Source organism: Paraburkholderia sp. RHO2, from assembly GCF_050955445.1.
Taxonomy (GTDB): Bacteria; Actinomycetota; Actinomycetes; order Mycobacteriales; family Mycobacteriaceae; genus Prescottella; species Prescottella agglutinans_A.
Window position 1 is genome coordinate 2547779 of the sequence record NZ_CP162617.1, and the last position, 19173, is coordinate 2566951.

21 protein-coding genes and 1 tRNA gene are annotated in these 19173 nt (G+C 69.6%); 6 read left to right on the forward strand and 16 right to left on the reverse strand.

Features of this window, described 5'->3' with window-relative positions; genetic code table 11:
• Positions 1 to 13: 13 nt before the first annotated feature.
• A complete protein-coding gene (locus ABTV10_RS11805) occupies positions 14 to 424 on the reverse strand; it encodes a hypothetical protein (RefSeq protein ID WP_499034907.1) in 411 nt (136 codons plus the stop codon).
• Positions 425 to 569: 145 nt separating this feature from the next.
• Between ABTV10_RS11805 and ABTV10_RS11810 the strand changes: the two genes are divergently transcribed.
• On the forward strand, positions 570 to 1106 hold the full coding sequence (locus tag ABTV10_RS11810; protein ID WP_499034910.1) for a DinB family protein: 537 nt from the start codon (positions 570 to 572) through the stop codon (positions 1104 to 1106).
• 79 nt (positions 1107 to 1185) lie between these two features.
• Positions 1186 to 2061 carry a class II glutamine amidotransferase gene (locus ABTV10_RS11815; protein WP_499034912.1) on the forward strand — a complete coding sequence of 292 codons (876 nt, stop codon included), beginning with the start codon at positions 1186 to 1188 and terminating at the stop codon, positions 2059 to 2061.
• Between the two features lie 27 nt (positions 2062 to 2088).
• Here ABTV10_RS11815 and ABTV10_RS11820 read toward each other — a convergent pair whose 3' ends face one another.
• Positions 2089 to 3024: an aldo/keto reductase gene (locus tag ABTV10_RS11820; RefSeq protein WP_499034914.1), complete on the reverse strand. Its 936-nt coding sequence runs from the start codon at positions 3022 to 3024 to the stop codon at positions 2089 to 2091.
• Positions 3025 to 3106: 82 nt separating this feature from the next.
• Between ABTV10_RS11820 and ABTV10_RS11825 the strand changes: the two genes are divergently transcribed.
• Positions 3107 to 3715, forward strand: coding sequence for a TetR/AcrR family transcriptional regulator (locus ABTV10_RS11825; RefSeq protein ID WP_499034917.1), 609 nt, complete (start codon positions 3107 to 3109; stop codon positions 3713 to 3715).
• A 41-nt stretch (positions 3716 to 3756) separates the two neighbouring features.
• On the opposite strand, the gene ABTV10_RS11830 is transcribed toward ABTV10_RS11825, so the two are convergent.
• The 4 genes from ABTV10_RS11830 to ABTV10_RS11845 form a co-directional block, all read right to left on the reverse strand.
• A complete protein-coding gene (locus ABTV10_RS11830; protein WP_499034918.1) occupies positions 3757 to 5004 on the reverse strand; it encodes a saccharopine dehydrogenase family protein in 1248 nt (415 codons plus the stop codon).
• Positions 5005 to 5046: 42 nt separating this feature from the next.
• On the reverse strand, positions 5047 to 5421 hold the full coding sequence (locus tag ABTV10_RS11835; protein WP_499034921.1) for a DUF2784 domain-containing protein: 375 nt from the start codon (positions 5419 to 5421) through the stop codon (positions 5047 to 5049).
• Positions 5422 to 5466: 45 nt separating this feature from the next.
• A complete protein-coding gene (locus tag ABTV10_RS11840) occupies positions 5467 to 5862 on the reverse strand; it encodes a universal stress protein (RefSeq protein WP_433612910.1) in 396 nt (131 codons plus the stop codon).
• A 101-nt stretch (positions 5863 to 5963) separates the two neighbouring features.
• Entirely contained in the window at positions 5964 to 7406 is a 1443-nt protein-coding gene (locus ABTV10_RS11845; RefSeq protein WP_499034924.1) for an SDR family NAD(P)-dependent oxidoreductase, read from the reverse strand.
• A 219-nt stretch (positions 7407 to 7625) separates the two neighbouring features.
• On the opposite strand from ABTV10_RS11845, the gene ABTV10_RS11850 reads away from it, so the two are divergent.
• On the forward strand, positions 7626 to 8849 hold the full coding sequence (locus ABTV10_RS11850) for a S8 family peptidase (RefSeq protein ID WP_499034927.1): 1224 nt from the start codon (positions 7626 to 7628) through the stop codon (positions 8847 to 8849).
• 76 nt (positions 8850 to 8925) lie between these two features.
• On the opposite strand, the gene ABTV10_RS11855 is transcribed toward ABTV10_RS11850, so the two are convergent.
• Positions 8926 to 9011, reverse strand: a tRNA-Leu gene (locus ABTV10_RS11855).
• A 208-nt stretch (positions 9012 to 9219) separates the two neighbouring features.
• On the opposite strand from ABTV10_RS11855, the gene ABTV10_RS11860 reads away from it, so the two are divergent.
• Complete coding sequence (locus tag ABTV10_RS11860; RefSeq protein WP_499034929.1) at positions 9220 to 10575, forward strand: M20/M25/M40 family metallo-hydrolase; 1356 nt, start codon at positions 9220 to 9222, stop codon at positions 10573 to 10575.
• A gap of 18 nt (positions 10576 to 10593) precedes the next feature.
• Positions 10594 to 11124 (forward strand): YbhB/YbcL family Raf kinase inhibitor-like protein, encoded by a 531-nt coding sequence (locus tag ABTV10_RS11865; protein ID WP_499034931.1) that lies wholly within the window; start codon positions 10594 to 10596, stop codon positions 11122 to 11124.
• 138 nt (positions 11125 to 11262) lie between these two features.
• Here ABTV10_RS11865 and ABTV10_RS11870 read toward each other — a convergent pair whose 3' ends face one another.
• The 9 genes from ABTV10_RS11870 to ABTV10_RS11910 form a co-directional block, all read right to left on the reverse strand.
• Positions 11263 to 11817, reverse strand: coding sequence for a hypothetical protein (locus ABTV10_RS11870; RefSeq protein ID WP_499034933.1), 555 nt, complete (start codon positions 11815 to 11817; stop codon positions 11263 to 11265).
• Positions 11818 to 11963: 146 nt separating this feature from the next.
• Positions 11964 to 13037 (reverse strand): quinone-dependent dihydroorotate dehydrogenase, encoded by a 1074-nt coding sequence (locus ABTV10_RS11875; RefSeq protein ID WP_499034935.1) that lies wholly within the window; start codon positions 13035 to 13037, stop codon positions 11964 to 11966.
• Positions 13038 to 13045: 8 nt separating this feature from the next.
• Entirely contained in the window at positions 13046 to 13285 is a 240-nt protein-coding gene (locus ABTV10_RS11880; protein ID WP_499034937.1) for a DUF5703 family protein, read from the reverse strand.
• A 6-nt stretch (positions 13286 to 13291) separates the two neighbouring features.
• A complete protein-coding gene (locus tag ABTV10_RS11885; RefSeq protein ID WP_499034939.1) occupies positions 13292 to 14293 on the reverse strand; it encodes an NHL repeat-containing protein in 1002 nt (333 codons plus the stop codon).
• A gap of 105 nt (positions 14294 to 14398) precedes the next feature.
• On the reverse strand, positions 14399 to 15265 hold the full coding sequence (locus ABTV10_RS11890; RefSeq protein ID WP_499035167.1) for a heme ABC transporter ATP-binding protein: 867 nt from the start codon (positions 15263 to 15265) through the stop codon (positions 14399 to 14401).
• Positions 15265 to 16323, reverse strand: a complete 1059-nt coding sequence (locus ABTV10_RS11895; protein WP_499034941.1) for a FecCD family ABC transporter permease — start codon at positions 16321 to 16323, stop codon at positions 15265 to 15267. The genes ABTV10_RS11890 and ABTV10_RS11895 overlap by 1 nt, the downstream gene beginning before the upstream one ends.
• The gene (locus tag ABTV10_RS11900) at positions 16320 to 17336 is read right to left on the reverse strand and encodes a heme/hemin ABC transporter substrate-binding protein (RefSeq protein WP_499034943.1); all 1017 of its coding nucleotides are present in this window, start codon (positions 17334 to 17336) and stop codon (positions 16320 to 16322) included. Before ABTV10_RS11900 ends, ABTV10_RS11895 begins: the two co-directional genes overlap by 4 nt.
• Entirely contained in the window at positions 17333 to 18016 is a 684-nt protein-coding gene (locus ABTV10_RS11905; RefSeq protein ID WP_499034945.1) for a biliverdin-producing heme oxygenase, read from the reverse strand. Before ABTV10_RS11905 ends, ABTV10_RS11900 begins: the two co-directional genes overlap by 4 nt.
• A gap of 117 nt (positions 18017 to 18133) precedes the next feature.
• Complete coding sequence (locus tag ABTV10_RS11910; protein WP_499034947.1) at positions 18134 to 19069, reverse strand: aldo/keto reductase; 936 nt, start codon at positions 19067 to 19069, stop codon at positions 18134 to 18136.
• Positions 19070 to 19173: the final 104 nt, after the last annotated feature.

Below are 19173 nucleotides of genomic sequence, written 5' to 3' on the forward strand. Positions count from 1 at the left end.
GACGGTGACGAGATCACCGGGCGGCGGCGGCGCGATCCTCGACGTCGGCGGCCGTCAGCGCCGCGACCTGTCGTCGGAATCGTTCGCGATCGCAGGCCCCGTCGAGACCGAGTGCGCCGAGCAGTCGGGCGCGGTGGTGCGGATAGTTCGGGCGCGATCGCCGTCCGGGTGCGCAGCGAAAGCGAGTGGGCCGCATCCGAACCGGGCCGCGCCGCGGCGTCACCGGCCTGCCCGCGAGGCGAAACATCTTGTCGCCCGCGAAGGATGCGGCGATCCGCTCCGGATTCGGTGCCGCCTCGTGCGGCGGTAGGCCCAGCGCTGCGCGGACGTTGTTCGCCGCCGTTTCGAGAGCCGCGACGGCGTGGGCGGCGAGGTCGTACGCCGGCAGGTGCGCCGCGAGGAAGTCGTGGGGGACGGTGCTCACGACGTCGAGGCTAGATCGGTCGGTCCGCCGACACGTCTCGAGACACGAATCTTCGCCGCCCGACCAATGAGGACCGAAGCTGTCCGCAATCATCCGTAGCGTCGTTCCCATCGAGGCACACCGAATCCGAACGAAGGACGATCCGATGACCGAGAACACCATCACCAGCGGCGAGCGCGCCGACATCCTGGACCTGCTCGCCGACCAGCGACACAACTTCCTGATCACGATGCGCGGCATCGACGACGTGCAGGCCCGAACCCGCACGACGGTCAGCGAACTGACGCTGGGTGGACTCCTCAAGCACCTCGTGCACACCGAGCAGCACTGGGTGACGACGATCCTCGAACGCGACGAGACCGCCGCCTTCGACATGGAGACGGCGATGGAGCAGTACCGGATGACCGACGAGGAGACCGTCGCGCAGCTGCTTGCCGACTACGATGCGGCGGCCCGGGCGACGGAGTCCGTGGTCGCGTCGCTCGACGACCTTGACCTGCTCGTGCCCCTGCCGACCGCCCCGTGGGCACCCGAACGACAGTGGTGGACGGCGCGCCGCGTGCTGCTGCACATCCTGCGGGAGACCGCGCACCATTCGGGCCACGCGGACATCATTCGCGAATCGCTCGACGGCGCGAACACGACGATGCAGATGGGTGCCGATGCGGGCATGGAGTTCTGACGGCGCGAACACGCCCGCCGGCCCGGGGTGCGCCGTCATACTGGTCGGGACCGGCCTCGAGGCGAGGAGGGCGACCACTATGTGTCGACTGTTCGGACTGTCCGCGACGCCGCACCGGGTGCACGCGACGTTCTGGTTGCTCGACGCGGAGGACAGCCTCGCGGAGCAGAGTCGGCGGATGCCGGACGGCACCGGGCTGGGCACCTTCGCGCCGGACGGCACGCCGCGGGTGGAGAAGCAACCGCTCGCGGCCTACGAGGACCGGCAGTTCGCGCTCGAGGCGAAGGAACGCGAATCCCGGACGTATGTCGCGCACGTCCGATATGCGACCACCGGCGAGGCGGTGCCGGCCAACACGCATCCGTTCGAGCAGAAGGGCCGGATGTTCGCCCACAACGGGGTGATCAAGGACCTGCCGCTGCTCGAGGCCGAGCTCGGCGACTACCGCGACCTCGTCCACGGCGACACCGATTCCGAGCGCTTCTTCGCCCTGATCACCCGGCACGTCGACGAGCAGGACGGGGACGTGGCGGCCGGAATCTCGGCGGCCGTCGGATGGATCGCCGACAACCTTCGAGTGCTGGCGCTCAACTTCGTGCTGGTGAGCGCCGACGAGATGTGGGCGTTCCGGTACCCCGACACGCACGACCTGCTGGTCCTGCTGCGCCGGCCGGGTGGCCCCAGCGGCCGACGGCACCTCGACCACGCCAGTGGCGCCGGAACGGTACGTGCCCGCTCCGGCGCGCTGTCGGCGCTGCCCGCCGTCGTGGTGGCCACCGAGCAGATGGACGAGGACCCGGACTGGGAATCGCTGTGCCCCGGTGAACTTCTGCACGTCGGCCCGCACCAGGACGTGGCTCGGACGATGATCCTCGACCGACCACCGACGCATCGCCTCACGCTCGACGATCTCACCGGCCGCGCGGCCGCGGCGCAGGCACCGAGTCACCGCTGACGTCCACCGTGTGGTGCGTCGATCGCGCTACATGCGGCCGCCTACGCCGCCGTCGGGGGCGATTCGGTCGATGGCGTCGAGGTCCTCGGCGGTCAACACGAGGTCGGCGGCGGCGATGTTCTGCTCGACGCGCTGCGGATCGCGGGAGCCCGGAATCGGGACGATGCCACCGTTGTGGGCCAGTAGCCAGGCGAGTGAGAGCTGGGCCAGCGTCGCGCCCTGGCTGTCAGCCAGCTCGGTCAGCTTCTCGACGATCGCCACATTGGCGTCGAAGTTCTCCGGCGTCCACCACGGAAGGCGCCGACGAAAGTCGTGGGCGTCGTAGTGTTCGCGGGAGGCGACCGCTCCGCTGAGGAAGCCGCGGGCCAGGGGCGAGTAGGCGACGAAGCCGATGCCCAGTTCGTCGAGAACGGGGAACAGGGGTTCGACATCCCGGGTGAAGATCGAGTACTCGGTCTGCAGGACCGAGATCGGGTGCACCGCGTGTGCGGCGCGGATGGTGGCCCCGTCGGCCTCGGACAGGCCCAGGTATCTGACCTTGCCGGCCTCGACCAGGTCGCCCATGGTGCCGACGACGTCCTCGATCGGGACGTTCGGATCGGGGCGGTGCTGGTAGAGCACGTCGATGGTGTCGATGCGGAGGTTGCGCAGGCTGGCTTCGACGACCTCACGGATGTGCTCCGGTCGCGAGTCGAATCCGAACGACGGCGTGAAGCCGAACTTGGTGGCGATCACGACCTCGTCGCGAATGGGGGCGAGAGCCTGGCCGAGCAGTTTCTCGCCCTGCCCCCAGCCGTACATCTCGGCGGTGTCGAACATCGTCACGCCGAGCTCGTGCGCCTTGCGGATCGCGGCGATCGACTGCGTGTCGTCGGTGGGGCCGTAGCCCACTGCAGTGCCCATCGACCCGTAGCCGAGGGCGGAGACGGCCAGGCCCTGCCGTCCGAGTGTGCGCGTGTCCATGATGATGCCTTTCGGTCGATGGTGGCAGACTACGACAAAAGTGTCAGTCGCTGACACATTTGGCAGCTGTACGCTACCCGACGTGGCACGTTCATCGACACCGTCAGGACCAGGCCTGCGCGACATCACCCGCGAGGCCGTGCGCACACGCATCTCCCAGGTCGCGATCGACTTGTTCGACGAGCACGGCTTCGAGGCGGTCACCGTCGAGCAGGTCGCCGCGGCGGCGGGTATTTCGGCCCGTAGCTTCCACCGCTATTTCCCGGCCAAGGAGGACGCCGTCATCGGCGACCTCGCGCCCTGGGGGGAATTCGTCCGCGACGCGTTCGCCGCGAGGCCGGTCGACGAGCCGGTCTGGGCTTCTCTGCAGGCATCGTTCGAGGCCTTGGTCGAGCACCCGAACAGAGACGAGCAGCGCGGCAAGCGGACCATGCGTGTGCTCGCGAGCACGGCGTCCCTGCGTGCCCGCAATCTCGAGAAACACCTGCTGTGGGCGCGAATGCTCACCCCTGTCGTGCAGGATCGACTCGCCGGTGACCACCAGGAACTGCGGGCGCAGACGCTTGTCCAGGCGGCCCTGGCCTGCTTCGAGGTGGCCATGAACGCCTGGGCCGAGTCCGACCGGTCCCCGGACGCGACCGACCTTCTGCGCAACTCGTTCGCGACCCTCGCCCCCGCGAATCCGGACTAGAACGCGTCCGCGATGTCACCGTCGGAAGGAGCGATCGCGATTCACTGGCGCCGTGCGTGAATGTCGAATCCGGCACCGCGGAGCCGCTCGACGAGCACGTCGCCCAGCGCGGTGGCCGGTGTGAGGACGCCGCCCGGCGACTGCGGCAGCGCATCGCGTTGGAGTGCCAGCGCCAGCGCAGACTCGCCGAACATCACGGCGGTTGCGGCGTAGCCGGGATCGCCCTGGGCCGCGACGCGGGCAGTGTAGCGGGCACCGGTCGTCGCCCGGCCGTACACGTCGATCGTGAAATGGCCGTTGCGTTGCGACTTCTCGCTCGGACCCTGCCCGGGCTTCGGCAGCACCCGGTCCAGCACCCACCGCGTGGGCGGAAACAGCAGTCCGGCGACGAGCCCGCCCATGCCCGCGGCGACACCGCCGGCGATCACTGGTGACGCGAACGACGACCCGACGTTCATCACCTCGCGGTAGCGGAACCGCTTGCCGTACGCGTGCCCGGTGAGGGCGTTGCTGCGGCGCACCACCCGGGTGTTGATCGGCCCCATGAAGAACGGCGCCTTCCAGCCGGACAGCTCGGGCGCGATGTCCGACCCGCGGACGAGTGCCATGTCGGACTGGCGACCCAGGTCGGGTTCGGCGGCGCGGTCCGGACTGAGGGAGTACGGAGATGCGGTGAGGCGGCGCAGTGCGGCATCGTGCCTGGTGACGTCGATCTGTGTGCGCAGCGAGTCGATGGTGCCGCCGCTGACCCCACCGCGCAGCGACGTCACCACGAGTGTCGTGTCGGTCAGCTCACCTGCGCCGTCCGCCTGGACCTGCCGGTGCAGAACGTGGACACCGAGATCGGAGGGTATCGAATCGAACCCGCACGAGTGCACGATGCGGGCGCCGCTCGCCACCGCGGTGTCGTGGAACAGGTCGATGCTCTCCCTCGCGAACGGCACCTCACCGGTGAGATCGACGTAGTCGGTGCCGGCCTCGGCACAGGCACGCACGAGCGGCAGTCCGTACTTCGCGTACGGTCCGACGGTCGTGGCGACCACGTGGGTCGCGGCCGCGAGTTCGCGCAGCGAGGCGTCGTCGGTGGCGTCCGCGCGCAGCAGCGGCCAGTCGGCGGCGGCCGGACCGAGTCCGGCGCGCAGGGTCTCCAGGCGTTCGACGGAGCGTCCGGAGAGCCCGATGCGGGTGCCCGCGGGCGCGTGTCGGGCCAGGTACCGGGCCACCAACGTGCCGACGAAGCCGGTGGCCCCGTGGACGACGACGTCGAGATCGCGTGATCGTGCGGTCATGCCGTCGACCCTAATAGCGGGTAGGGATGGGGGCGACGTACGTCACACCACGGCGCGGCGGCGAGACCGCGCGCGCAGGTACGCGTACCCGACCCACGACACGACAACGCACACCGCCACGAGTCCGCGCACGAGATCGAGGTAGTGCGCGGGATACACGACGCCGGTGAGGTAGTGGGCGATGAAGCCCGTCGACGGCAGCCGCGGCTCTCCCGCGCGCCCGCGGGCCCAATTCTCGACGTACGTGAGCGGGCAGTCGAATCCGATCAGGACGGTGCTGAAGCCCCAGGTGACCGCGACGATGTGCAACCAGATGGTGCGCCTGAAGCGCCACGCGAGGAAGCCACCGGCCACGACGTACCCGAGGAACGCCAGGTGGACGACCACGGTGGCGTCCGCCAACATCCGATACAGCACCGCGAGACCTCCCGTCGTGGGGACGTGACGTCAACCGATTTCAGGTTACTGCGGTTCCTTGACCACCAGCACCGGCACGTCGACCTCGAGCAGCAGGCGCTGCAGCGATCGTTCGAGGAGGAATTTGCCGACCGGCGTCATGCGGCGGCTCCCGACCACGAGCAGTCCGGCCCCGCAGTCGCCGATGAGGTCGACGAGCGCACCGACGCGGTCACCGCTGTGCTCGGCGGTGCGCAACTCCCACGACGATCCGACGACGTCGCCCTCGTCCAACACTGCCGCCACCGCGGCGCTCGTCGTCTCCGATTCGGCCGGCGAGGCTGCGTCGTCGACGATCTGCAGTACCAGTAGTTGCTCCCGACGCTGCATCGCCTCGCGCGCGGCGTACACCACCGCGTTGCGGCCCTCCGGACTGTCGCTGTACGCAACGGCGATGGCCATGGAGCCTCCCGGTCGATCGATGTCAGGTGCGCTCGTCCAGTATCCCCGGTCCTGGGTGGAATCCGGGGGTGCACACGTCGCTCCCCGACTGTGATCCGGCTCTACCAGGGGGACGGTTCGTAGTCCTTGAGGAAGCAGCCGTGCAGGTCGACGCCGGCCTCGCCCTGCACGATCGGGTCGTACACGCGGGCGGCGCCGTCGACGAGGTCGAGCGGGGCGTGGAAGCCCTCGTCGGCCAGGCGCAGCTTCGTGTAGTGCGGTCGTTCGTCGGTGATCCACCCCGTGTCGACCGCGGTCATGAGGATGCCGTCCTCGAGCATCTCCTTGGCGCTGGTGCGGGTGAGCATGTTCAGCGCGGCCTTGGCCATGTTGGTGTGCGGGTGACCGGGTCCCTTGTAGGCCCGGCTGAACTGTCCCTCCATCGCCGAGACGTTCACCACGTACTTGCGACGGGCCGCCGCCGCGGCCATCGCGGGGCGCAGGCGCGAGACGAGGATGAACGGAGCCACCGAGTTGCACAGCTGCACCTCGAGGAGCTCGATCGGATCGACCTCCTCGACGGTCTGCACCCAGCTGTTGGTGTGGGCGAGGTCGGGCAGCAGCCCGCCCGCGTCGATCGCGACGCCCTGCTCGATACGGGCCGGCGTCGCCGACCCGGCGACCAGCGCGAGCGAGCTGACCTCGTCGGCGGACAGGTTGGCCGCGGAAGTGAGCGCCGCCGTGGACAGCGACCCGGCGAGCGCCGCCGGGTGGGCCTCGCTGGTCTTGCCGAACGTCACGACGTCCGGCAGTTCGCCGGCCGGCAGCGGACCCGACTCGGCGTCCGCCAGCGCGCTGTAGGCGCCGGGGGAGCGCCGCACCGTCTGCGCGGCGTTGTTGATGAGGATGTCGAGCGGGCCCTGCGCGGCAACGGAATCGGCGAGCGCGACCACCTGGGCGGGGTCGCGCAGGTCGATGCCGACCACGCGGAGGCGGTGGATCCAGGCGGCGCTGTCCTCCATGGCCTTGAACCGACGGATGGCGTCGTTCGGGAAGCGGGTGGTGATCGTCAGGTGCGCGCCGTCGCGGAGCAGCCGTAGCGCGATGTACATGCCGATCTTGGCGCGGCCGCCGGTGAGCAGGGCGCGCCGGCCGGTGAGATCGGTGCGCTGGTCGCGCTTGGCGTGGCTGCGGGCCGCGCACTCCGGGCACAGCTGGTGATAGAACGCGTCCACCTGCGTGTAGCGCTGCTTGCAGATGTAGCACGGGCGCGGGCGGATGAGGGTGCCCGCGGTCGCGCCGACGGCATTGGACGTCAGCGGAATCCCCGCGGTCTCGTCGTCGATCCGATCGGGGGAGCCGGTCGCGGTGGCCGCGACGACGGCGCGGTCGGCCTCCGAGATCGCGTCGCGAGTCTCGTTGCGTCGGCGGCGCTTGAGCTTCTTGAACAGGTTGCCGACGGCCCGCTGCAGCGTGACGGAATCGGGGTGGTCGGCGTCGAGCGCGGATGCCTCCGACAGCACGCGCAGGCAGACATCGAGGTCGGCGGGGTCGATACCCGTCATCGGTTGTGCCATCGGTGGGTAACTCAGTCCTGATCTCGTACGGGTACCCGACCCGGAGGATCGGGCCGACGCTCGAGTCTACCGACTACGCGAACCAGGACTTTCGGGCGCGGTACGGGTGACACGGTGCGCCGGCCGGAGGAGCATTTGTACTACCAGGGGGAGTGCCCCCGGGGCAGTTCCCCGCTCGAGAGTTGACACTCGAGGAGGGTGAAGACAATGAACGAGTCGAAGGGGTCGTCGGGCCGACCAGGCTCGGACGCCAGAGGTGGTGCGCTCGAGCGCAGCGCCATCGGCACATTCGAGATGCTGCACGCGGAGTCGGTGGTGCCGGTCGAACCGCCGCTGCAGAAGGAAGGCCCGTTCCTTCCCGAACTGACCGAGGTCGACCTGCTGGTGCGGGCGCCGCAGGCCCGCCGTGATTTCAACGTCTCGGGATCGGGCGTCACGGTGGCCGTGCTCGACACCGGATTGCGGACCACGCACGTCGACTTCGCCGGTCGGGTCCTTCCGGGCCGCAACTTCACCGCAGACTACGGCGGCGATCCCGGAGAGGTCTCGGACGGGCACGGCCACGGTACGAGTGTGGCCGGGATCGCAGCCGCGGGTCGCATCCACACCGGCGTCGCACCGAACACGCGGATCGTTCCGCTCAAGGTGCTCGCGAACGACGGCACCGGCCGCTTCGCCGATATCCGTGACGCGCTGGACTGGGTCCTCGATCGCCGGGCGTCACTGGGGATTTCGGGCCTGTGTCTGGCGACGGGGGCCGCCGACAACCGGACCACGGACACCGACATGCCCGGCGACGCGATCGGCGCGCTGCTGCAACAGCTCACCGACGAGGGCGTGTGCTGTTGCGTCGCCGCCGGCAACGACTACTACGCGCACGGCGGCACGCAGGGAATGTGCTATCCGGCGATCTTCCGTCAGACGATCAGCGTCGGGGCCGTGTACGACGCCGACGAGGGCAGCTTCCGGTACCGCGACGGCGCGAAGGCCTTCGCGTCGGATTCCGACCGGCTGACGCCGTTCACGCAGCGGTTGCACCGCACGGTGGGCGGCCCGTGCGCGACCGACGCCTTCGCGCCGGGTGCGCCGATCACGTCGTCGGGCATCCTCAACGACACCGGCGAGTCGATCCAGTACGGCGCCAGCCAGGCCACGCCCGTCGTGCTCGGTGTGGTGGCGCTGCTGCAGTCGTTCTATCTGCGGACAACGGGTCACCTGCCCGGGGTGGTCGACGTCAAGCGGTGGCTGATGCGCGGTTCGACGGTGGTCTACGACGGCGCCGACGACCACGACAACGTCAAGCACACCGAACTGACATTCCCGCGCGTCAGCGCGCTGGGGTCGCTGTTGGTGTGCGCGAAGGATCTTGCGGTGCGGGAACTGACGAAGGCCGACCGCGCCGGACTGAGGACGGAGGCGATGCGTCATTGATGTCGAACCGAACACGCAGAACGAGAAGACCCCGGTTCCGTGGAACCGGGGTCTTCTCGTCTGTCTCAACTCAGAGTGTCCGAGGGGGGACTTGAACCCCCACGTCCGTTAATAGGACACTAGCACCTCAAGCTAGCGCGTCTGCCATTCCGCCACTCGGACTCATTCGTTGCTCGCATCTCTGCGAGGCATTCAGTTGTTTTTCGTTTGCCCCCGCTCTCCGGGTGCCAGGAAAGATTATCCGATATTGCGCCAGGTCCAAAATCGGCTGGTCAGACAGTGTTTTTGAGCCATATCTGCGTACTTGTCGGCGCGCGTGCGACGCGTCCGACGGTGGTAGGAAAGTGAGGTGGCATCAAATGAAGAAGCTGTGTCCTCGGATCGGACTCCGGAGGGGCCCTCGGGTCGCGCCGAAAGCGAGGTCGTCGACCTCGTCAGCGCGCTGATCCGGTTCGACACCTCCAACACCGGTGAACTCGAGACCACCAAGGGGGAGCGCGACTGCGCGCTCTGGGTCAAGGAGAAGCTCGAGGAGGTCGGATACGAGACCGAATACGTCGAATCGGGCGCGCCCGGACGCGGCAACGTGTTCGCGCGGCTACGGGGAGCGGACCCGCGGCGCGGGACGTTGATGATGCACGGTCATCTCGACGTCGTGCCGGCCGAACCGGCCGACTGGAGCGTGCACCCGTTCTCGGGGGCCGTCGAGGACGGTTACGTGTGGGGGCGCGGCGCCGTCGACATGAAGGACATGTGCGGCATGATGCTGGCGCTCGCCCGCCAGTTCAAGGCCGAGGGCACCGTGCCCCCGCGCGACATCCTGTTCGCCTTCGTCGCGGACGAGGAGGCCGGCGGCAAGTACGGGTGCCAATGGCTCGTGGACCACCGGCCGGAGCTGTTCGAGGGCGTCACCGAGGCGGTCGGGGAGGTCGGCGGATTCTCGCTCACCGTCCCGCGCGCGGACGGTACGGAGAAGCGCCTGTATCTCGTGGAGACGGCCGAGAAGGGCCTCGGGTGGATGCGGTTGACCGCGAAGGCCACCGCGGGCCACGGCTCGTTCCTGCACGAGGACAACGCCGTGACGATCCTCGCGGACGCGGTGTCCCGGCTCGGCAACCACACGTTCCCGCTCGTGATGTCGGATTCGGTGGCCGAGTTCCTCACGGTGCTCGCGGAGGAGACCGGTGTGGAGTTCGACCCGAACTCGCCGGACATCGACGGTGCGCTGGCCAAGCTCGGCTCCATCGCCCGGATCATCGGCGCCACGCTGCGCGACACCGCGAATCCGACGATGCTCAAGGCGGGCTACAAGGCCAACGTCATCCCGCAGACCGCGGAGGCGGTCTTCGACTGCCGGGTCCTGCCCGGGCGGCAGGCGGCGTTCGAGCGCGAGGTCGACGCTCTCATCGGCCCGCACGTCACCCGGGAGTGGATCACCAAGCTCGACTCGTACGAGACGACGTTCGACGGTGACCTGGTGGATGCGATGAACGACGCGATCCTCGCGCACGACCCGAACGGCCGCACCGTGCCGTACATGCTCTCGGCCGGAACCGACGCGAAGGCGTTCGCGCGCCTGGGGATTCGCTGCTTCGGTTTCGCCCCGCTGCGGCTGCCGCCGGACCTGGACTTCGCGGCGCTGTTCCACGGCGTCGATGAGCGGGTACCCGTCGATGCGTTGCACTTCGGCACCCGAGTGATGGAACACTTCCTGCTACACAGCTGATCGCGAGAGAGGAATCTCATGGCTCACGACCCGTACGACGGACTGCCCGACCTGCCGTCCTTCACGCTGACGTCCGAGGACGTCACCGACGGTGCGCCGCTGAAGAACGAGCAGGTCAGCGGAATCTTCGGTGCCGGGGGACAGGACATCTCTCCGCAGCTGTCCTGGTCCGGCTTCCCGCCCGAGACCAAGAGCTTCGCCGTGACGATGTTCGACCCGGATGCGCCGACGGCGTCGGGTTTCTGGCACTGGGCGGTCGCCAACATCCCCGTCACCACGACCTCGCTGGCGTCGAATGCCGGCGACGAGAACGGTTCGGGCCTGCCCGAGGGTGCGGTCACGCTGCAGAACGACGGCGGCCTCGCCCGGTTCCTCGGTGCCGCACCGCCGAAGGGCCATGGCCCGCACCGCTACATGTTCGCGGTGCACGCGGTCGACGTCGATCACCTCGACATCACCGCCGACTCGAAGCCGGCGTTCCTCGGCTTCAACCTGTTCTCGCACGCCATCGCGCGTGCGGTGATCACGGGAACCTATGAGCAGAAGTAGGCCGCCGGAAGGTCGGGATCGCTGCGTGCTTGCTGCGCCATCGCCCGAGTGGCGGTCGCAGCAACAGCCCCTGCGGTGTCGGGTCGACAACTCGGATTCCTGTGCTCGTCCCAATAGAGGTGACGGCCGCCTGGAGTGTCATGCAATGGTGACAGGCCCGGTCGTCCCCGTCACCGTCCACTGCCCGTCGACGTCGTCGAGCACGTAGATGAGCCCGATTCCGCAGTCGAAGCCGCACCACAGTCCGGCACCGATCCGGACTGTTCCGTCGTCCTGATACGCAGGTGCGGCGAGTCCGACGATGACACCGCCGGGGTCGCCCTCGACCGCCCCGCCTCGTTCGATGATGCGTTGCTGCTCCGGGGCCGTGATGAACTCGACCGTGGTGATCGGCTCGGACCGCGCGGCGATCTCCTTCTTGACGTCGGAGGCCAGCTGCGGTCCGTCGGCGGCGATGAACAGTTCCGAACTGCGTGACGCGGGACCGTCGACGATGTGGACCGACGGGGGTGGCGCCGGCGCCCCGGCATGCGGATTGTCGACGCGAAGGAGTTGCTGGAGCGCCGCCGAATAGATTTGTGACTGTTCACTCGGCGCCGTCGCGTTCACGGTCGGGGCAGTCTGGTCGGCGCCGGTGTCGTCGCTCGCGCAGCCGGCCAATGCGACAGCGACGGCGATGGACGTGGTTGCCACCCGGATCCTCATTGCTCGCACGCTATCGATGTGAGCGTGCGGTGTCCGGATGATCCGGAAATCTCCGTACGGGGAGAGGCAGGGCACAGACACGACGATGGCCCGCCACCGATCCGTCGGCGGGGGGCCATCGGCGATGAACGACGCTACGTGCGGGCGCCCGCACCCACGGCGTCGGCGATCGACCGGAAGCCCGCTTCCCGGACCTTCCGGGCCAGGCCCTTGTGCAGCTTCTTGGCGTAGAACGGGCCGCCGTAGATGAACCCGGTGTAGCCCTGCACCAGTGTCGCGCCCGCGAGGATGCGCTCCCAGGCCTGGTCGACGGTCTCGATGCCGCCGACCGAGATCAGCACCAGTTTGTCGCCGACGCGCGCGTGCAGGCGTCGGAGCACCTCGAGCGAGCGGGCCGCGACCGGCGCACCGGACAGGCCGCCGGCGCCGATCTCCTCGATGCGGGACGGCGGCGTGTTCAGGCCGGAGCGGCCGATGGTGGTGTTGGTGGCCACGATGCCGGCCAGCCCCAGCTCGACCGCCAGGTCGGCGACGGCGTCGACGTCCTCGTCGGACAGGTCCGGTGCGATCTTCACCAGCACGGGGACGTCCGTGACGGTTTCCTGGACCGCCTGCAGCAGCGGGCGCAGCGATTCGACGGCCTGCAGGTCACGCAGCCCCGGGGTATTGGGGGAGCTGACGTTGACGACCAGGAAGTCGGCCAGCGGCCCGAGCAGGCGTGCGCTCGCGGTGTAGTCCTCGGGCGCCTCCTCCGCGGGGACGATCTTGGTCTTGCCGATGTTGGCGCCGATCGGCACGTCACCGCGCCGGTGGCGCAGGTAGTTCGCCGCGTTCCCGGCGCCGTGGTTGTTGAAGCCCATGCGGTTGATCAGCGCGCGGTCGTCGGGGAGCCGGAACAGGCGCGGCGCGGGGTTGCCGGGCTGCGCCTGCGCGGTCACGGTGCCGACCTCGGCGAATCCGAAGCCCAGCGGGCCCCACGTGTCCACGCCGGTGGCGTCCTTGTCGAAACCGGCGGCCAGGCCGACCGGTGCCGGGAAGTCCACGCCGAACGCGCGGGTGCGGAGCACCGGGTCGTCGACCACGAGCACCTTCGCGACGAGCGCGCGGATCGGCGCGAATCGGGTGACCAGTCGCATCGCGGCGAACGCCAGGTGGTGGATGCGTTCCGGGGGAACCCGGAACATCAGACGCAGTAGCAGGTAGTACACGAATCTCCCTAGATTCCAGGTGCCGGAACGTGATGGGTGGTCTTGCGGCGGCGGAGCAGGATACGACGGCTGCCGTCGGTGTAGAGGCGCACCCGCGAGAGCTCCCAGCCGCCGAACTCGGCTTGCAGCGCGAGGCGCATCGACGCGCTCACACGGGTCACGTCACGGGGCAGGCGCAGCGGCAGGTACTCGAACTCCTCCGATTCGAGATCCCACTCGCGGGGCACTCCACGACCACGACGCGACACGACGGATCACCCCGCTGCCAACGGAATCCGCTGCAGGCCGTCCCCGGTCGCGGAGCCGACCAGGAGGGCCCCGCCGGCGGTGTCCACCGCGACGGAGTTGGGCTGGCGGACGGTGTCGTAGCGGACCTTCTCGACGGGGATGCCGGTCGAGATGTCGTAGCCGATCACCTTGTTGGTCCCCGTCACCGTCACCCACACCAGGTCGGTGCGGTCGTCGTAGGCGACGCCGTACGGGGCGTCCGCGATCGGGTACCGCTGTCGCATCATCAGCGGATCGGTGGTGAAGACCAGCAGTTCGTCGCCGGTCGTGTCGGCGACCAGGATCCGGCCGTACTCGTCGGTCGTGAGTTGCGTGGCGCCCTCACCCGCGCGCAGCGCCATCCCCAGCGACGAGTCGTCGAGTTCGATGTCCGTGAGCGAGGTCTGCCGGCGGTCGAGCGCGCTGAGATCGCCCTTCGTCAGGGCCAGCGCGTCCACCGATGCGAGACCCGAAATCGTCTCCGACACCGAGCCGTTCGCGTCGACGATCTGGATCCGGCCGCTTGCCAGACCCACCGCGAGCTTGCCGTCGGGCAGGAACAGGGCCGAGCGGGCGTCGCCGTCGACGGTGACCGACGACTTCTGGCCCGACGCCGTGTCGACGATCTGCACGCGGCCGTCCATGGGGAGTAGCACGCGCCCGTCGGGGGCCACGGTGAGCTGCGCGGCGCGGCCGTCGAGCACGACGTCGCGCGGTTCGGCGCGGCCCTCCGCCTGCAGCAGCAGGTGGGTCCCGCCGTCGGCGAGGATCGCGGTGGTCTTCGAGCTCGGATCGAACGCGAGCGCGTCGATCGAGCGACCGAGGTTCTGGACCGTGCCCGCCGGCGTCGCGCCGGCGGGCGACACGGCCGCCGTGGCGGGCTCGATGGTCTGGAGGTCGTCGGCGTTCTTCTCGGACGAGCACCCGGCAAGCAGCAGCAACGCGGCCCCGATCGCGATGGCGGTGATGCGCGGTGCGGGTACTCGCATGGATGTGCTCCTCGGGTGGTGCCGGTGTGCTGCTCGCCTTCTAGCATCCATGATCGACCGGACCGGCCGGAATCCGAGTCACCTCGCACGTGAGGCGCACGACATTCAGCGCCGGTAGTCGACCGGTTCGTCACGCCGCGGCTGGACGAGGGTGGCGCCGGACCGCGGGTGCGCGAACACCTCGACGGGATGCCCGTAGACGCGGCTCAGCAACTCCTCCGTGAGGACCTCGGCGGGTGGTCCGTCGGCGGCGGCCCGGCCGTCCTCGAGGATGCAGATCCGGTCCGCGTACGCGGCCGCCAGCCCCAGATCGTGCAGCACGACGACCACCGCGGCTCCGTCGGACGCCCGGTTGCGGGCGATCCGCATGACGGCCTCCTGGTGGCCCAGATCGAGCGCTGCGGTCGGCTCGTCCAGCAGCACCGTCTCGGTGGACTGTGCGAGCACCCGGGCGAGCGCCACCCGTGCCCGCTCGCCGCCGGAGAGGACGCTGAACGGTCGGTCGGCGAGGTGGGTGACGTCACAGATGTCGAGGCAGTCCTCGATCATCTTCTCGTCGTCGGCCGCCCGCACCGTCCGCTGCCACGGTGCCCGCCCCATCCGCACGACCTGACGGGCGGTGAAGGAGAAGCCGACGGTGTGCTGCTGGGGGAGAACGGCGCGCCGCCGCGACATCTCGCCGGGCGACCAGTCCGCCAGCGGCTTGCCGTCGAGCTCGACGACGCCCGAGGTGACCGGTTGATCGCCCGACAGCGCCGCCAGCAGCGTGGACTTGCCGGCGCCGTTGGGGCCGACGAGGGCGAGGACCTGACCCGAGTGGACCGTGAGGCTCACGTGGTCGAGCACGGTGCGGCCGCCACGCTCGACGCTGATGTCGGTGGCGCGCATGGTGACCACGCCGCTGTCGGTGGGGGCGGGCACGTCGTCGGCGCGGCCGAACAGGCTCCGGGAGCGGTCGAGCAGCGACGCCATCACGCCCACCCGCCTTGCGTCGATCGCGTGCGGCGCAGCAGCCAGAAGAAGAACGGTCCACCGACGAGGGAGGTGAGCATGCCGAGCGGCAGGTCGGCATTCGGGACCAGGGTGCGGGCCCCCAGGTCGGCGGCGAGCAGGACAACCGCGCCGCCCAGGACGCTGGCGGGCAACAGCAGGCGGTGGCCGGGTCCGACGAGCATCCGCATGACGTGCGGGACGACGAGACCCACGAACAGGATGATGCCGGTGAACGCGACGCTCGACGACACCAGGACCGCGACGATCACGATCGCGATCAGCCGCAGCTTCTCGACGTCGACGCCGAGGTGCCGGGCCGCGCTCTCGCCGAGCGCCAGTAGATCCAGCTTGGGAGCGATCAGCATCGACGCCGCGATGCCGGCGATCGCCATCGGCGCGACGATCGCCACGGCGCTCCAGGTGGCGCCGTTGAGGCTGCCCATCTGCCAGAACACGATCTGGTCGCGGGCCGCGGGGCTCGCGACGAACGTGAAGAACGCGATCAGACCGCCCGCGAACGCGTTGATCGCGACGCCGGTCAGCACCAGCGTGACCACCTCGGTGCGGCCTTCCGAGCGCGCCAGCAGGTATACGAGGGTCGTGGTGATCAGGCCGGCGACGAACGCGGCGGCGGCGACCGCCGGACCGGCGGTGAACGCGCCACCGACGACGATCGCTGCGCTGGCACCGACCGCGGCGCCCGCGGACACCCCGATCACGCCGGGCTCGGCGAGAGGGTTGGAGAACACGCCCTGCAGCAGGGCGCCGGCGCAGCCGAGGGCGGCGCCGACCAGGATCGCCAGGACGACCCGCGGGAAGCGCACCTGCCACAGGGTCACCTCGCCGCTGGGGTGCGACGGCATCGGTCCGACGTCGAGCCCGACGCGGTGCAGGATGCTGCCGAGCACCTCCGCCGGGCTGGTCGGCACCTGCCCGATGCACGCGGAGGCAAGGGCGAGGACGGCCAGCAGGATCGCCAGGCCGGCGATAACGGTTCCCGCGCGCACCCGTGGGCGGGACGTGACGGCCGTGCTCATTCCGCGCTGGGGTGGTAGATCGCGTCGGACAGGGCTGCGAGGACCTGCCCGGTGTTCGGGCCGAAGCTGAGCAGCGTGCTGTCGGACATGTCGACGACCCGCTTGTTCTGACCGGCCGGCGTCTGTGCGATGCCCGGCACCTTCTGGAGGCCGTCGACCCCGCCGATGGACTCCAGCCCGTTGGTCATCATCAACAGGACGTCGGGCGCCGCGGCGATCATCGCCTCACTGGTGATGGGGACGAACTCGTTCGTGAGGCCGGAGGCGGTGCCGGCGTCGGTCGCGCCGAGCGCCTCGATGAGCGCATCCGCGCCGGATCCGGGGCCCGCCAGCATGGTGATGGACGGACCGCGCATGTAGAGGAACGCGATCTTCAGCTTGTCGCCGTCGCTGGGCACGGATGCCTGCGCGTCGGCGATCTCCTTCGTGGTGCGCGCCACCAGCTGCTCGCCCTGTGCGGGGACGCCGAGCGCCTGCGCGACCGCGGTGATCTGCCCGGGCACGCCCTCGAGGGTGCGCTCGGGATCGAAGTAGACCACCGGGATCCCGGCGGCGCGAAGCTGATCCTGCACCGACTTGGGGCCGATGCTGGTGTCGGTGAGCACGACGGTGGGCGCGAGGTTCAGGATGGCCTCGGCGCTCAGCGACTGGCCGCCGGGCGTGATGTTCGGGATGTCCTTCGCGGCCGGGAACGCCGACGCCGTGTCCCGGCCGACGACATGGTCACCGAGGCCGAGCGCGAACACCGTCTCGGTCAGGGTGCCGTAGCGGTCCGCGGTGACGATGCGGCTGACGTCCGTGACGGTCACGTCGGCGCCGTCGAAGCTGCGAACCGTGGTCGGCAACTGCGGCGTCGGGTTGTCGGCGACCGCGCGGGGATCGGGGTCCGCGAGGACCGCGGTGGTCTGACCGCGCTGTTCGGTGTCACCGGTCGTGACCGAGGTGCATGCAGCGAGGGTCAGAGCCGCCGCGACCGCAGTCGCGGCGGCCATGAGTCGGGAACGAGTTTTCATTTAACGAGGTAACGATCGATGTCGGCTTCGAGGTCGGCGAACAGGGCACCGTTGAGTCCGTAGGCGAGATTGACCTCGTCGATGAACCGGCTCTGCTGCTCGGCGGTCAACGGCGCCTGGTCGAGCTTGGCCCGGTACTCGTCCTTGAACACCTTGGGCTTGGCGATCTCGTCGAAGATGTAGAACCGCAGACCGTCCACCTCGTAGCCGTACGCGCGCTCGAGCATGCGACGGATGATCTGGCCACCGGACAGGTCGCCCATGTACCGGAGGTAGTGGTGCGCCACGAAGTCGGCCGGCGAGGTGAACGCGACGTCCTCGAGGCGTGCGACGTACCGGGCGGTGGCCGGCGTCGCGACCAGCGCGTCGCGCCACTGCGGGCCGAGGAGGAACTCGAGGTCGGCGGCCAGCGACGGCAGCCGGATCAACTCCGCGGCGATGAACGGCGCCGCCAGGGCGTCCTCGGCGTGGGTGTCACCGGCGCGCTCGAGCGCCTCGTACACGAGGTACGTCTGCGCGAGGAGGGCGGCGTAGCCGTCCTTGGTCAGCTTGCCGCCCAGAAGATCGCCGACGAATCGGGACTGCTCGGTCGCGCGGTGTGCCGCGTCGGTCTCGGCCTTGATGCGCTCGGCGAATCCGGCGAGCGCGCCGGCGTCGGTACCCTGATCGAGCATGTCCATGTGATCTCCTCCACGATGATTTTCGTCGGACACGATGGCTGCGAGGTTAGCCTATCCTCTCTATCGTTGTCGTCGCTAATCACCGCAAATCAATCGAAAGTTGGACGCGCGATCGAGTTAGGCGCTGACGTCGTCGAGAGCCGCGGCGATCGCCGGTGGAAGCTCCAGATCCTCGGCCGACAGCACGCCCGTCAGCTGCGCCAGATCGCGCGCACCGACCACCGCGCTCGCGACACCGGGCCGATCACGCGCCCACGCGAGCGCGACCGCGAGCGGCGAGGTGCCCAGTCCGTCGGCGGCGGTGAGGACGGCATCGACCACGCGCACCGACGTCTCGGTGAGGTAGCTGCGGACCTCGGTGGCGTGCGTGTCGTCCGCGCCCCGCGAGTCGGCCGGGATGCCGTCGCGGTACTTGCCGGTCAGCACGCCGCCGGCGAGGGGCACGGCGGCGAACACGCCGATGCCGTGATGGGCGGCCGCGGGCAGCAGTTCCTCCTCGACCCCACGGGCCAGCAGCGAGTACTCGGCCTGCGTCGCCACCAGACGGCCGGGTCCCTGGTTGGCGGCCGCGGTGGCGAGCTGCCACCCCAGGTATCCGCGGGCGCCGGTGTAGCGGACGCGTCCGCTGCTGACGGCATAGTCGAGGGTCGCGGAGATCTCGTCGACCGGGGTCAGCGGATCCCACGTCGCGACCTGCCACATGTCGAGGTGGTCGGTGCCCAGTTCGCGCAGTGTCGCGTCCAGTTGGGTCAGCAGGCCGCGGCGGGAGCAGTCCACGCGCTGCCCGCCCGGGGCGGCCGTGTTGATCCCCGCGCTGCCGCCGAGGATGAGGTACTCGCGCGGCACGACGTCGTCGAGCAGTTCCGCGAGGATCCGCTGGGCCTTCCCGTCGCCGTAGGCGGGGGAGGTGTCGACGAGTGTGCCGCCCGCGTCCACGAACGCCGACAGCTGCGCGGCGGCCTCGTCCCCGTCGGTGTCCCGTCCCCAGTGCAGGGTGCCCAGACCGAGCCTCGACACCCGCAGCCCGCTCGTTCCCACCGCTCTGTATTCCATAACCGCCCACGTCTCGACACCGGATGTTCTCGTTGGTGAACTGCATCCACCGGGAAGAACACTAGTGGTGCGCACGGCGCGCCGAGAACAGCCACGCCGGGTAC